Genomic DNA, 14,472 nt, shown 5'->3' with positions numbered 1-14,472 from the left:
ATGGCAAAGGTTTTCACCATGCCGGCCGTAATCGGCTGTAAATTTTACGCGCTTTTTGCGCCTATTCTGCTGCTGGAGCTTTCTTTGAATGCTTCACTTTCATTTGCTGCAGAACCACTTCGAGCGAGTCCGGATCGGCGGCAACTCCATGCTCGACGATTTCAGCATCCTCTGCCACGGCTTCCTCAGCTTCCACTTCAGTGGCTTCCCCGGCAGCAGCTACTTCGGCGATATCTTCGATTGCGTCCGCAGTAGCGGCTTCTTGCTCTTCAGCTGCCACAACTAGCTCAACTGCTTCCGCCACTTCTACTGTTTCGGCTACTTCGGGCTCTTCGACTTCAGCTTCGACGAGCACCTCAGTTTCAACCTCAATGGTCACTTCGACTATTTCCTCTGCAGATACTTCTTCAACAACTTCGGCTTCAATTTTTTCCTCAACCGGAGCGTCCTGCGTCTGCTTAATGCTTAAGCTAATTCTTCTCTTATCGAGGTCGATGCCGACGATCTTGCTGTCGACCAGCTCGCCGGCCTTAACAACCTCTTCCGGCATTTCGACGTGACGATGCGAAAGCTCGGAGATATGGATAAGGCCTTCGAGGCCTTCCTCAAGCTCGATAAACGCACCAAACGGCACGATTTTGGTTACTTTGCCGTTAACAATCTTGCCGACCTCATACTTGCCTGCTTTTTCTTTCCACGGGTCTTCCTGTGTTTGGCGTAGGCCAAGTGAGATACGCTCGCGATCTAATTCAACGCTCAAAACCTGAACGTTAACATCGTCGCCGACCGCTACGACTTCAGATGGATGGTCGATGTGATTCCAGCTCAACTCGGAGATATGGATAAGACCGTCGATCCCGCCAAGGTCGACAAAGGCACCGAAATCGACGATGCTTGAAATCTTACCTGAGAGAACTGCGCCTTGAACGATTTTCTCGAGAATTTTGCCCTTCTCGTGCTTCTTCTCTTCTTCGAGAACGGCGCGGCGGGAAAGTACGACGTTGTTCCTGTTGCGGTCCATCTCGATAATCTTACACTCGAGATCTTGGCCCATAAACTGGTGAAGGTCTTTAGTGCGCTTGGTATCTACGAGAGATGCCGGTAAGAAACCCCTAAGACCGATGTCAAGAATTAAACCGCCCTTGACGACTTCAATAACGATACCTGAGATCTTTTCGCCGGATTTCGAAATTCCGTCGATTCTCTCCCAAGATTTCTCGTAATCCGCTCTCTTCTTAGAAAGAATCAGGCGTCCGTCCTTGTCTTCTTTTTGAAGGACGAGCGCCTCGATGTGGTCACCCACTTTTACAATATCATGCGGATTGGCGTCTGCCCTGATCGATAGCTCGCGTACAGGAATCGCGCCTTCCGATTTGTAGCCGATATCGACGAGCACCTCGTCTCGATCAACTTTCACGACCTCGCCGGTGACGATGTCTCCATCATCAAAGACCTTAATGGTCATGTCGTAATCTGGTACGAGCATCCCGTCCTCATTAATGGTCATGTAGCTCTCGTGCACTTCAACTGATTCTTTTTCGGACATTAATAGAAAACCTCCCAATTAGAGCGCCTCATAAAAACAAAAAATCCACCGGAGGTGGTTGCTAGTGAGCCTTTATGTGACTATGGATTCGCTCTCTCGAGCTGCGGAAAAGTCCTCCTTGGCTATCGTGCCTGCAAATTACGCTTTTCCTTTCTATCCATGCGACCGGGGCCGCTTGACTAGCAACTATGCCTCTAGATGAAACGCTCTATACTTTAATTGCTCTTATAGCTTAAGTGAAATCCTGCGATTTGGCAATGTGCATTTGCGAATTAATACTATTAGTTTACTAATTTACTTCGCATTTTTCCAGTTTATACCCATCGCAACATCAATTTTCAACTTAACATCGAGCGGATAGGCGTTTTCCATGAGTAGTCTGATGAGCTTTTCGGCGCGTTCGCGCTCGTTCTCCGGCACCTCAAAGATGAGTTCATCGTGCACCTGGAGCACCATTTTTGTCTGCAATTCTTGTTCGGCGAGCTGTTTGTCGATGCGCACCATGGCGAGCTTGATTATATCTGCCGCAGTTCCTTGCAGCGGTGCGTTAACCGCAAAGCGCTCACCCAGACTACGTAAATTATTATTAGTGCTCTTGAGCTCCGGGATGTACCTACGGCGCCCGAGAAGCGTCTCGACATAGCCGCATTTGCTCGCCTCGGCGATGGTTTTTTGAATAAATTCTTCCACTTTCGGCAAGCGCTCGAAGTAGCGGCTTATGAACTTGCGGGCATCGCCGACCGACATACCGAGGCGCTCGGAGAGGCCGAATGGGCTCATGCCGTAAAGCACGCCGAAGTTGACCACCTTTGCTATGCGGCGCATCTGCGAGGTAACCTGCTCCGGTTGAACGCCGAATACTTCAACGGCCGTGGCCTCATGGATATCGCGGTCTTCCTGAAATGCCTTTATAAGCACCGGTTCGCCGGAATAATGCGCCAAAAGCCTGAGCTCGATCTGCGAGTAATCGGCGGAAAGAAATACATCGCCCCGGTTCGTAGGGATAAACGCCTCGCGAATGCGCTGCCCCAGTTCGGTTCGCACCGGGATGTTTTGCAGGTTGGGGTTGCTGCTTGAGAGGCGTCCGGTGGTTGTTACCGTCTGGTTGAACGATGTATGAAGCCTGCCGTCATCCGGGCTGATAATCTTCGGCAAAGCATCGATATAGGTTGATTTCAGTTTGGCGAGTTCACGATAGGCGATAATCTTCTCGACGATCGGGTGCACGGTGAGGAGCCTGTTGAGCACGTTGGCGTCGGTCGAGTAGCCGGTCTTGGTTTTCTTCGACTTCGGCAACCCGAGCTTTTCAAACAGGATAAAACCCAGCTGCTGCGGTGAGTTTATATTAAACTCCTGCTCAGCGAGCGAGTATATTTCATTCTCTATGTTTTCGAGGAATAGGTCGACTTCTTTGGCAAGGTCTTCGAGGTAGTCGATATCCAGACCGACACCCTGGTGCTCCATCGTTGCAAGCACGGGAACGAGCGGCATCTCTACCTCTTCGAATAGCTTGATCTGCCTTTTCTCTTTGAGCTGCTCTTCGAGCTTGTCTTTAAGCTTGTAGCTGGCGATTGCTTCATGAGCGAAGCGGGCGCGTATATCGTCATCGGGAATGGATGCACCTAGGTGAATAGCTGCAAGCTCGGCTATCGGATAGTCAGACCGCTCAGGGTTGAGTAGATAGGCGGCGATCATCGTATCAAACGAGAAGCCTTCGGGTTTTATGCCTTCATTCCAAAATGTAAGCAGGAGCGTTTTCACATCGTGCGCGATCTTTGTTACGGCTCTGTTTTCCAGATACGGTTTGAGGGTTGATAGTGCATGGTCGAGCGCTATACCGCTCTCGTTTTGTGGTTCTAAGTCGAAAAGGCGACCTTCATTACCGGCGCTTTCATTCCTTGTGATAACGTATGCTTTATCATCAACAGCTACTGCAAAAGCTTCGATGCGCTTGTCGATGTTGCCGGTGCCGCTCGTAAGAATCGATACGGCGAACGATGTAGCGACATCAAGTTCGGCGGTAAGCTTATCGAGCGCAGCCTGATTGGTTATATCTACCGGTTCGCTCGCAAGCTGAACGCTGCTTTTTACCTCGATCTCTGGTATGCCGCGAGAGTCGGCTGATGAGCCCGTGTTACCGCACACCGCACCTTTTATACCCTTGTTTACCTGCTTTAAAAAGCGGTCAAGAAGGCTGAAGAACTCCAGATCGGAAAAGACCGCACGGATTTCCTCTTCATTCCAGTTACCGAGCAAGCACTCGTCATAATTGACTTCAATTGGAACGTCACGCTCCATCGTCGCCAGGCGTTTCGAGAGTCGCGCCTCGTCGATGTGCTCCGAGAGCATTTCGCGCCAGCGTTTGTTTTCTATTGAATCGAGGTTATCCAGGATGTTCTCAAGGTTTCCGTACTGCTGTATGAGTTTGGCCGCAGTTTTTTCGCCGATACCGGGCACGCCCGGGATGTTATCCGACGGATCTCCTTTAAGCGCAAGATAGTCGACGACCTGCTCGGGTGTGACGCCGTACTTCTCTTCGACCTTCTCGCGATCGTAAACAACGATATCGGATATACCTTTGCGGGTGGTCATGATCTTGATGTGGTCGTCGACGAGCTGGAACGCATCCCGGTCGCCGGTCACCACAAAGACTGTGTCGTCTTCCGCTTCGGCTCTTGAGGCGAGGGTGGCCAGGATATCATCCGCCTCAAATCCGTCCATCTCGAAGATGGGGATGTTAAGCGCCTTTAGGATGGACTTGACCACCGGGAACTGGCTGATAAGCTCGTTCGGAGCGGGGGCGCGGTGCGCTTTGTATTCTTCAAACTCTTCATGGCGGAACGTGGGAGCGGCCCTATCGAACGCCGCAATAACGACGTCGGGTTTTTCATCTTTTAGAAGCTTAATAAGCATACTGGTAAAGCCGTACGCTGCGTTTGTGACCTGGCCTTTTGAGTTGGTAAGCGTCGTAGGCAAGGCGAAAAAAGCCCTGTACACCAAGCTATTGCCGTCAATTAGGATAATTTTCTTTTTCAAGCGCGAGTCTGTCCTTTTCTGCGTATTATAACTAATTTTACTGTTTATCAAGGGTGAGGGCAAATTTTCAGTGGGGATGGAGTGTCCGATTCAACGGCGTTATGTGCTGGCACTGCACTCTACCTAGCATAAAATATGACTCTTATTAAAACGATCTGCTGTATTACATTGCGCGTAGTCGCTAACTTGTGTAACATGGACGTAACATTGCCGTAACTTGTTTGTAACATGCCGGAAACATGTATGTAACATATAGTCACAGAAGCCCCTTAATAAAACATACAAAGGAGTGTAAAGAATGAATCTTCAACGTCCGAATTCTAACGACGCTACGATGACGTCTAACAGGTCACGAAGCGTTGTTCCCGGTTCAGGCCTGTGTACTCGATGCGAGGATGGCTGCCGGGGAAACTGCGAGGTTTTCAAGTCCTCGTTCCGCGGTAGAGAGGTAATCTACCCGGGCCCGTACGGTATGATTACCGCCGGTGGCGACAAAGAGTATCCGGTCGATTACTCGCATCTCAATATCATGGGATACGCGTTCGGTGCCAAAGGCCTTCCTGAAGGACAAATCGGCGATCCTGACAACACGCTCTTCCCTATGGTTAACACCGAGACACAGTACGGCGTAACCAACAAAGTGAAGATGCGCATGCCGATCTTTACCGGAGCCCTTGGCTCGACCGATATCGCCCGCGTCAACTGGGAGCACTTTGCTGCTGGAACAGCTATTTCCGGAATCTCCCTCGTCTGCGGTGAGAATGTTTGCGGTATCGACCCAAATGCGGAGTTTAAAAACGGTAAAGTTGTTGAGTCTCCGGAGATGCGTCGTCGTGTGGAAATCTATAAGAAATGGAACGAAGGTTACGGTGACCTTATCGTTCAAATGAACGTTGAAGATACGCGCTTTGGTGTAGCTGAGTATGTTATGGATAAGCTCGGCGTTGAGACGATTGAGCTCAAGTGGGGACAGGGCGCCAAGTGTATCGGCGGCGAGATTAAGATCAACTCGCTTGAAAGAGCACTTGAGTTGCAGAAACGCGGCTATCTTATAACCCCCGACCCATCGATTGAGGCAAATCAGAAGGCATTTAAAGACGGGGCGATCAAACAATTTGAGCGTCACTCACGCCTCGGCTTTATCGACCAGGAAGCGTTCATGCGTGAGGTCGACCGCCTGCGTGAACTCGGTGCAAAGCGTGTCAGCTTAAAGACCGGCGCATATCCTATGCGCGAGCTTGCTATGGCGCTTAAATGGGCATCGGACGCCAAACTTGACCTCGTTACGATCGACGGCGCTCCCGGCGGTACCGGCATGAGCCCGTGGCGTATGATGGAAGAGTGGGGCGTTCCAACGTTCTACCTGCAAGCAATGACCTATGAACTCGTCGAGCGTCTCCGTGAAAACGGTGCGTTTGTTCCTGATTTAGCTATGGGCGGCGGCTTCTCAGCCGAGGACCACATATTTAAAGTCCTTGCAATGGGCGCGCCGTACTTCAAAGCGGTCTGCATGGGCCGCGCGCTTATGATTCCCGGTATGGTCGGCAAGAACATCGGCCTCTGGCTCCAGGAAGGCGCCGCAAGCCTGCCTAAGTCGGTCGCACAGTTCGGCTCGACAATGGAGGAAATTTTCGTAAGCTACGAAGAGCTTGTTGCAAAATACGGAAAAGACACGGTTAACAAGATGCCATCCGGCGCAATCGCAATCTATACTTTTGCCGACAAGCTTAAAGTCGGCTTACAGCAGCTCATGGCCGGTACCAGAAACTATTCGATACCGTCCGTCAGCCGCAGGGACCTCATGTCGCTCACCGAAGAAGCTGCGCAGATATCCGGTATACCGTACGTCATGGATGCATATCGCGAGGAAGCATTCAGAATTATCGACGGTCAGGCGTATTCCGAGATTATTGCCGATTTAGACCTCATGCTGTAGACTAGGGGTTGATCGCAGGTTCTCTTAGCGGTTCTTGGGCAACAATAAAAAAGGCACCGGATATCCGGTGCCTTTTTGTTATCTGCATAACCGTATGTTGACGTGCTTAGAGTATCTCTAAATAACGCTTTAGCTCATACTCCGTGACCTGCGCCTTATAGCTATCCCACTCAGATCTCTTATTGCGGAGCAGGTACTCGAAGACGTGCTCGCCAAGCGCTTTATGCATAAGTTCGCTCTTCTCCGCGAGCTTTATTGCTTCGTTAAGATCCTCAGGTAATGTAGTAATACCTGCGGCGCTACGCTCTTTTTCGGTCATTTCGTAGATGTTATCGCTCGCTTCGGGCGGTAGCTCGTATCCTTTCTCGATACCCTCGAGACCGGCTGCAAGCATGACCGAAAACGCGAGATACGGGTTACACGCCGGGTCGGGACTTCTCAATTCAACCCTGGTTGCAGATTCCTTGCCCGGCTTATACATCGGAACGCGCACAAGCGCGCTCCGGTTGCGGCGGCTCCAGCACAAATAAACCGGCGCTTCATAACCGGGAACCAGGCGTTTATAGCTGTTTACCCATTGGTTGAGAACAAGCGTGATCTCCGCTGCGTGCTTCAGGATACCGGCGATATACGCTTTGCCGACATCGGATAAGTGCGCCGGGTCGTGCTCGTCATAGAACGCGTTCGAATCACCCTTGAAGAGCGACTGGTGAACGTGCATACCGCTGCCGTTTTCCCCAAAGATCGGTTTCGGCATAAAGGTTGCATAGACTCCGTTTACCTGGGCGATTTCTTTTACCGCCAGACGATATGCCATTACGTTATCGGCCATAGCCAAAGCATCGGTATAGCGAAGATCGATCTCATGTTGGCTCGGGGCGACCTCATGGTGTGAATACTCGACCGTGATCCCCATACTCTCGAGCGCGAATATCGTTTCACGCCTGTACGGCGTCGCGAGATCGAGCGGTGTGAGATCGAAGTACCCGCCTTTATCAACCACCTCGGTGCCGTTTGAATCCTTAAAATAGAAGAATTCGAGCTCGGGGCCGACATACATGGTATAGCCCATAGCTGCGGCTCTATCGAGGTTCTTCTTCAATACATGGCGCGGGTCGCCATCGAACGGCGAACCGTCCGGTTGCTGTATATCGCAGATCATTCGCGCCACGTTGGTCTCCCCCGACCACGGAAGCAGGGTAAATGTGTTTGGATCCGGTTTCGCAACCATATCCGACTCTTCGATGCGGGCAAATCCTTCAATAGATGATCCGTCAAAGCCCATGCCCTCTTCAAACGCCGTTTCAAGTTCAGCCGGACTTACCGCAAAACTCTTTAGGAAGCCTAGAACATCGGTAAACCAGAACCTGATAAACTTAACGTCCTTTTCCTTTACTTGCCTCAATACATACTCTTGATCTGTTCTCACGCCCACATAACACCTCAATCACTAAGTAGTGGAAACTAGGCAACTTCTATTATGCAAGATAATCAATAGCGGGTCAAAATACTTTGAATTCTCCGTGGGCTATTTAAAGTCTGACTACTGTCCGTCGAGGATTTGTAGCTCTAAACCACTACGACTCGTGTCTTTAAAACCACAGCTTTTATAGAACTCAATCGCCGGGGCCTCGCTTTTATCCACGATCAACGTCACCTGCTTGAGCCCCTTTTCTGCTGCTATGGCTTTGATGTGCGATGTTACTTGCCGTCCGCTTCTTGGGTTTCTGTACTCGGGGGGAATATAGAGGCTTTCTATGCACCCGCACCTGCCTCCTTGAACGGCGCTAATTAACAGATGCATGATTAACATTCCTATCGTTTGCTCGCCGTCACGGATCACATAGAGAGTCGCAATATCGGGGTTCCACATTATAGATATAAGCGCTTTAGCTCGGCATTCATAGCCAAACTCTTGTTCGTTTTCAGCGTTGCTTCGCTTACTTATTATGCTAACCAAATTTCGTAAATCGTTCTTTTCCGCGGTGTCTAATCGGATGTCTGGCTGCATCTCGTATTTCCAATCGTTATGTTGCCGTGCATTGCCTTTATCTGTCTCTGCTCTAATTATGTTGCGGTGTTTAACCACATACTGTTGGTACCCCCGACGTAGTAACTTTAGTCAACAAACTGCATTTTATTATAGCATAGCGTTTGGTTTTCATACGAGTATATAGTATTAGGTTTTGCTATTAAAGCAACTTTTTGCTTCCATTTTAAGGCAAAAAGATTGGTCGACAAGTAATTATAAGTGCCTCTTATTTACCGGTTTGCAGCTATTATAAGAATCTACTATTTGTCACTCGTTTATCTTATAAGCATAGTTTATAGTATGCTTCCTCTTAATATAATATATGCTTATACTACCGGATATTAAAGCATGTAACAATAAGTAATACTAATGCAAAGAGATATTCGTGATGGGTGTTTAGATATAATACCTGGTCGCGAGAGCATCAATTTTCTTGCGGGCATCCTTTAGCTCGAAAAACAGTTCGTCTCGAGAGCCGAATTCGAAGAAGCGGGCGGTAACGTCGGCTAGTTCGGAGTTGGGTTTGAGCACATGCTCGTCGTTAATCCTTCGCAACGTGTCGATTGTCCGCATAAACGCATACGTATGGCTGAGGTAACGTTTTGCGTCGGCGTTGATTATGCCGTGTTCTGTGAGCCGATTCAGCGCAGTGGTCGTACGATGCGTTATAATATCCGGATGCTGGGAGGCATGTTTGAGCTGAAGATATTGGATTAGAAACTCGATCTCCTCAACCCCACCGGGGCCGAGCTTTATGTCGTAACCGGACGATTCTCTCGATACTTCCTGTATAATTCTACGGCGCATGGCCCGCATATCGGCACCGTTATTCTCCCCACCCCTGAGCGTTATAGCCTGCTTCTTTAATTTATTGAACGCGCGTATGAGGCTTCTGTCGCCGGCGATCGAGCGGGCTCTTAGAAGCGCCTGTATCTCCCACGGGTGAGCCGCTTTAAGGTAGTAGTTCCTGTACCCTTCAATAGTATTCACGAGAATGCCTTTTGAGCCATCGGGCCTGAGCCGCATATCGATCTCATAGACGATGCCGCGATCGGTGTATTCAGCGAGGAATTTTATGAGTTCTTCGGCTAATCGCTCGGCCTCAGGATTATCGGCGATAAATATAAGGTCGAGGTCGGAGCCGATATTCATCTCGGCGGCGCCAAATTTTCCGAGCCCGATAACAGCAAAGCCATTGTTGCCACCCAAGTGCTGCAAAACTGTGCGCACAATTGTTGATGCCTGTATGCTGAGCTTATCGGAAAGACCGTCTATGTCGAGGATCCCTTTCAGGAAGAGTAACCCCGCGCGCAACTCCTCGATTGTTTTAAACTCGCGCACTGAGGCCATGGGGTCACGGCTGTACTCGAGCATACCGGCGAGACGTTCTTTTACGGCTGCGTAGTCCATGCGGATGTCGGGATATTCGAAGATGCTCTCGAGATTATCCAAACTGAGCAGGGCGCGAGAGAAATACTTGCTGTCGGAGAAGGTTCGTATGATGATTTCTACTGTGTCCGGACGTGTGGAGAACAGGTCGATATATGACTCATGCTCGCCGACCTTTTGAATAAAAGTGGTAAACATGCTAAGCGCCCGGTCTTTGTTTTCGACTCGCAGGCTTTCATCAAGGAACATAGGGATCGATTTTCTGAGAAGCGTGCGCTCTCTGATGGTTTTCTCAAATTGCACCTGCTCGTTGAGCGCCTTGATATTATTAAGCGCCTGATCGGGATTTTTAAAGCCCTTGAACGCAAGATAGTCCCGGATCTCATTGTCGGCAAGCTCGTCCTCCAGAAATACGTCTGTTTCATGCTTGATCTCGGGGCCGCCGAGCAGCGAGTTATACATGTCGCGCACCATAAGGCGCTTGAGCTTAAGCTCGGACAAGAATTCTTTCTGACCGCCGAAGTTGAGTTTGCGAGCAACAATATCAAGCTCATCCGGTTGCGCGGGAAGCGTATGCGTTTGCAGATTATCTCTCATTTGGAGCACGTGCTCTACATGCCGCAAGAACAGATAACTCTGGGCAAGCGTGTCTACGTCCTCGTCTATGAGGAATCGTTCTTGAAGCAGCTCTTTAAGCGCGATATGGAGCTGATGCGTGCGCAAACGTTCGCGCTCTCCCCCGTAGAGAAGCTGGAATGTTTGTATGAAAAACTCGATCTCGCGGATACCGCCGTAGCCACGCTTGATATCGTTTGCGTCAAACACGGTATCGATCTTCTTTTTAAGCTCTCGGATCTCTTCTATCTCATAGAAATCCGAGGAACGGTGCCAGATAAACGGTGTGATCGCTTCGATTAAATTCCGGCCGAGAGTAATGTCGCCGGCTATAGGGCGGGCGCGTAAAAGCGCCATGCGCTCCCAGGTTTGTCCCCACGATTCGTAATACATAGCATACGCATCTTCTGAAAGCGCGAGCTCCCCTTTGCGCCCGTTCGGACGCAGGCGCAGATCTACGCGATACGCAAAGCCATTCTCGGTTTGGGCTTGCAGCAGATTGGTAAGCGTTTCGGTGAGCCGGCAATAATACTCGTGCGGCTCGATTCTGTTTACAAGCAGGCCGTTTGCCGAGATGGTGCCGGTCGAGAGACCGTCGCTTGATTTATAGACGGCCATAATGTCGATGTCGGAGCTGTAATTGAGCTCTCCGGCGCCGAGTTTGCCGAGTGCCAGTATGCAGTACGAATTGTCGTCAAGCATACCAAAGCGCTCGCGAATCATTGCGTGCGAGAGATCGAGTGCGATTTGGGCGATAGCCTCCGCAAGCTCGCTGAGCTCGAACATGCACAGACTGATATCCGTCAAGCCCATGATGTCGCGAAGTGTTATTCGCAGAAGATAGCGGTACTTGATATCGCGCACGAACTTAAGTGCGTTCTGTTTGAAGCTGTGCGGTAATGGCGTAGCGGCTTTAGGCATGCTCCCGGTGCCGGTTTGGGTGCTGCTGTTATTAACAAATCTTGGTGCGTCAGTTTTAGTGCCGCTGCCGTTTGGTGAGCCAACAAGTCGCATGATGGGTTCTGACCGCGATGATGACATGATATAGTCTCTTAGAACCGGTTGGTTCATTGCGAGCAGCGCTTCTACAAGATCGTTTGGATGTGTAAACGAATATTCGGCGAGAAACTGGCTGTACGCAAACAGCCTGGCGATGGCGCCAATACTGGATGAGTTCCTTTCAAGAACGTCAGGCGCGGATACCGCAAACCGCTCCAGGTTTTTAAACGCCCGCTCGGGGTCAGGTGTTAATTCAGCTGCTTGTTTAAGTGCTGCATCCATAATCATTTCTATCGGCACCTTAAGATAGTTGCAGAAGTATCACCTCGATATTATAGACTATGTAAGCTGGTGGTTGCGAATTGCGCATGTGAATCATCGAGTGCAATTCCGGTTATTCCATTACCGGCAGCATCATTACCGATTACTGCCTGATTTCTTATTGCCGGTTACTTCTTATCGAGCATACGAACGACCATATATGCGGCTTCGCTGCGGGTCGCAAGATTGCTCGGCCTGAACGAGCGATCTGTGTAACCGGTGATAATGCCGCCCGATGCGCATGAGTTGATGTACTCTCGTGCCCAATGCCCGTCAATGTCGGTAAGTTCGCTGGTGCCCCGCTTGAGGCTGAGAATAAGCGCAACGATTTTTGCGATTTCGGCTCTTGTTATGGTGTATTTCGGCCTGAATGTGCCGTCCGGGTAACCGGTGAGCACTCCGTGCGCTTTGGCGGTCCCGATGTAACGGAAGGCCCAGTTATCGCTGGTGCAATCTGAAAACGACGCGTGTGATGTGTCTTCGAGAGCCCAACCCATTGCAAGAACAACCATTTTTGCAAATTCGGCGCGCGTAATGTTTTGATTGGGCTTGAATGTGCCGTCGGTATAGCCGCTAATCGCCCCAATCGCTACCAGGCGTGTTGCGGCTTGTTCACATGCCGAACCGGGTGTAACATCGCGAAAAATTCTCTCACCCTTGACTGCTGTAAGCGACCCGTCCACCTGAGCTGATGTGCCGCTGTGGTCACCGCCCTTGCTCACGGCGGTGACAGTATAGGTGTATACCACACCGGCTTTTGCTGAGGCATCCTGGTATTCGGCTACAGGCAGTAGGACAGTATTGAGCCTGGCAAAGCTGGTGCTTCCCTTTAGGGCTCGGTATACGATATACCCGGCCAGATTTGCTTCGGTGTTATCATCCCACTCAAGCGATATAAGTAAATCGGTTGATGACGCCCTTAAGTTTTTTGGGGCCGCAGGCGCACTATCGAGATTGCCGGCGCTGCTACCGCCGCCACCGTTATTACCGCCTCCGTTCCCCGATGGGGGCGTTACGGGCTGTTTTCCGGTTTTAAACGTAAAGGTGTAAATGCCCCACGTCTCGTCCTGTTCATTAAGAAGCCCGCGGTAGGTGCGGCCGGCAACGTCAGCTACGGCGTTGACCGGGATAGATATAGTGTACGTGGTTTCTTCTGCGAGGTTTGCATTAGGATCGATTGCCAGTATTGCCGGATTACTTGTATCTACGGTTTTACTCGCGGACACGGCCGCCGGCTTTCCATCTGCGCCGTAATATGCAAGCGTTATCCCATTAAAGCCCCTGCCCGGAACGATTCCCTCACTGAATGTCACCCTGATCGTCGTATCAACAGCGACGCTTAAGGCTCCATTGTTTGGGCTGGTCGACATAATGTCGGGATATTTAAGGTCGACTATAAACGGGATGTTTTTTACTGTTTCGTTCCCTGCTGCGTCGGATGCAGCAAGCACAAGAGTGTGCTCTCCGTCGCTTAGCGGCCGGCCGTCAGCTGTGATGAACCCCGTATCAGGGGCAATATCACATATCCCATCAAGCGTGATCCTTGGAGTAATGAATTTTATTCCTTCGCCATCCTCATCGGTAGCTGTGTAGCTAAGCGCCGGAGAATCACTCTCCATTATGCTGCCCGATACGGGCGCCGAAACGGTAACTATGGGTGCGACTGTATCTTTCTTGATGGGCTTTTCATACGTGAAATCTTCTTCTGGGATGAGATTCCAGTTGCTGTCGGTACCGAAACCGGCCACCCCGTCGGCGGTAATCGTTCCGTCTGCCAACGATGAGACGTCGAAAATCATCGAGAACTCGCCGTTATTGGCAGTGGTGGTCTCCAGTAACGCATAACCGCTCGTGTCGCCGGCTTGATCGAACGTTTTGTCGTAAAGCGCAACATCGACGATTTCACCGGCTTCGGCTGTGCCAGTTACCTCAACCGCATTTTTGTTATTGAGATTAATCCAAGCGGGAATCGACGCAATCGCGAAGCACTGCTCTTTTGTGACATTGACGGGGCCATATACCCCACTGAAGGTCCCGAATACAGATTGGACAGATACCTGTACCGTACCCTTCTTAAGCGTGGCTGTGTTTATTGGATACGCCGTATATGTACCGTTAATATCCGCTTGAGTGGATACTTCAACGTTATGCTGAACGTTATCCACTAAAGTGATTCTTACCAGAGACATCGGCGTTGCGGTGCCCGTTACCGCAACCAAAGCCTGGGTGCTCGCGGTTATCGGATTTGTTACATAGTCGATCGTTGGATTTACCAGGAATCCGCTATCACCCATTCCAATACCAACCGGTTGGGGTGTTCCGGCCGCCATTGCGACGCCACCCAGGGCTAGCGCAAGCAATAGAAACACCCCTAGTAGAGTTAAGCGCCAAAGACCAAAGCGTCTCAACCTTACTTTCTCAATTTCTTTACCAACCAATTTTAACCCTCCTCATATGTACGGTTTACTGTGCTAAACCAGATTTGCCACCGCCATTCTTAGGCGCTTGGCCTCATGCCGTCTTTCTTGTGGCATCAGCGTTACTATCTCTTTTCTATTCCTGGTATGAATACGTAATAAACGTTTGAATATCCGGCAG

General features: G+C 50.3%; 7 protein-coding genes. 1 reads left to right on the top strand and 6 read right to left on the bottom strand.

What is annotated here, in order from left to right; all coding sequences use genetic code 11:
• Positions 1 to 61 precede the first annotated feature (61 nt).
• Together rpsA and polA are read right to left on the bottom strand one after the other, a co-directional pair.
• Positions 62 to 1,546 (bottom strand): 30S ribosomal protein S1, encoded by a 1,485-nt coding sequence (gene rpsA, locus VGK02_02030; GenBank protein HEY3373824.1) that lies wholly within the window; start codon positions 1,544 to 1,546, stop codon positions 62 to 64.
• A 294-nt stretch (positions 1,547 to 1,840) separates the two neighbouring features.
• A complete protein-coding gene (gene polA / locus VGK02_02025) occupies positions 1,841 to 4,582 on the bottom strand; it encodes a DNA polymerase I (GenBank protein HEY3373823.1) in 2,742 nt (913 codons plus the stop codon).
• Positions 4,583 to 4,880: 298 nt separating this feature from the next.
• Here polA and VGK02_02020 point away from each other — a divergent pair, with 298 nt between their 5' ends.
• Positions 4,881 to 6,518 carry an FMN-binding glutamate synthase family protein gene (locus tag VGK02_02020; protein ID HEY3373822.1) on the top strand — a complete coding sequence of 546 codons (1,638 nt, stop codon included), beginning with the start codon at positions 4,881 to 4,883 and terminating at the stop codon, positions 6,516 to 6,518.
• Between the two features lie 106 nt (positions 6,519 to 6,624).
• Here the strand turns inward: VGK02_02020 and VGK02_02015 are convergent, their stop codons facing one another.
• The 4 genes from VGK02_02015 to VGK02_02000 all read right to left on the bottom strand — a co-directional run bounded on the left by VGK02_02015 (position 6,625) and on the right by VGK02_02000 (position 14,312).
• The gene (locus VGK02_02015; protein ID HEY3373821.1) at positions 6,625 to 7,947 is read right to left on the bottom strand and encodes a glutamine synthetase family protein; all 1,323 of its coding nucleotides are present in this window, start codon (positions 7,945 to 7,947) and stop codon (positions 6,625 to 6,627) included.
• A gap of 114 nt (positions 7,948 to 8,061) precedes the next feature.
• Positions 8,062 to 8,607, bottom strand: a complete 546-nt coding sequence (locus VGK02_02010; protein HEY3373820.1) for a GNAT family N-acetyltransferase — start codon at positions 8,605 to 8,607, stop codon at positions 8,062 to 8,064.
• A gap of 339 nt (positions 8,608 to 8,946) precedes the next feature.
• On the bottom strand, positions 8,947 to 11,841 hold the full coding sequence (locus VGK02_02005) for a hypothetical protein (GenBank protein HEY3373819.1): 2,895 nt from the start codon (positions 11,839 to 11,841) through the stop codon (positions 8,947 to 8,949).
• A 161-nt stretch (positions 11,842 to 12,002) separates the two neighbouring features.
• Complete coding sequence (locus VGK02_02000) at positions 12,003 to 14,312, bottom strand: S-layer homology domain-containing protein (GenBank protein HEY3373818.1); 2,310 nt, start codon at positions 14,310 to 14,312, stop codon at positions 12,003 to 12,005.
• Positions 14,313 to 14,472 lie beyond the last annotated feature (160 nt).

This window comes from Candidatus Aquicultor sp. (assembly GCA_036504445.1).
Lineage (GTDB): Bacteria > Actinomycetota > Aquicultoria > Aquicultorales > Aquicultoraceae > DASXVE01.
The sequence above is the reverse complement of the archived record's forward strand: the minus strand, read 5'-3'. Positions and strand labels throughout refer to the sequence as shown.

What these genes read in the sequence shown, in the direction of transcription:
- rpsA (HEY3373824.1), bottom strand. Translation starts at nt 1,546, where the DNA reads ATGTCCGAAAAAGAATCAGTTGAAGTGCACGAGAGCTACATGACCATT.
- VGK02_02020 (HEY3373822.1), top strand. Translation starts at nt 4,881, where the DNA reads ATGAATCTTCAACGTCCGAATTCTAACGACGCTACGATGACGTCTAAC.
- VGK02_02005 (HEY3373819.1), bottom strand. Translation starts at nt 11,841, where the DNA reads ATGATTATGGATGCAGCACTTAAACAAGCAGCTGAATTAACACCTGAC.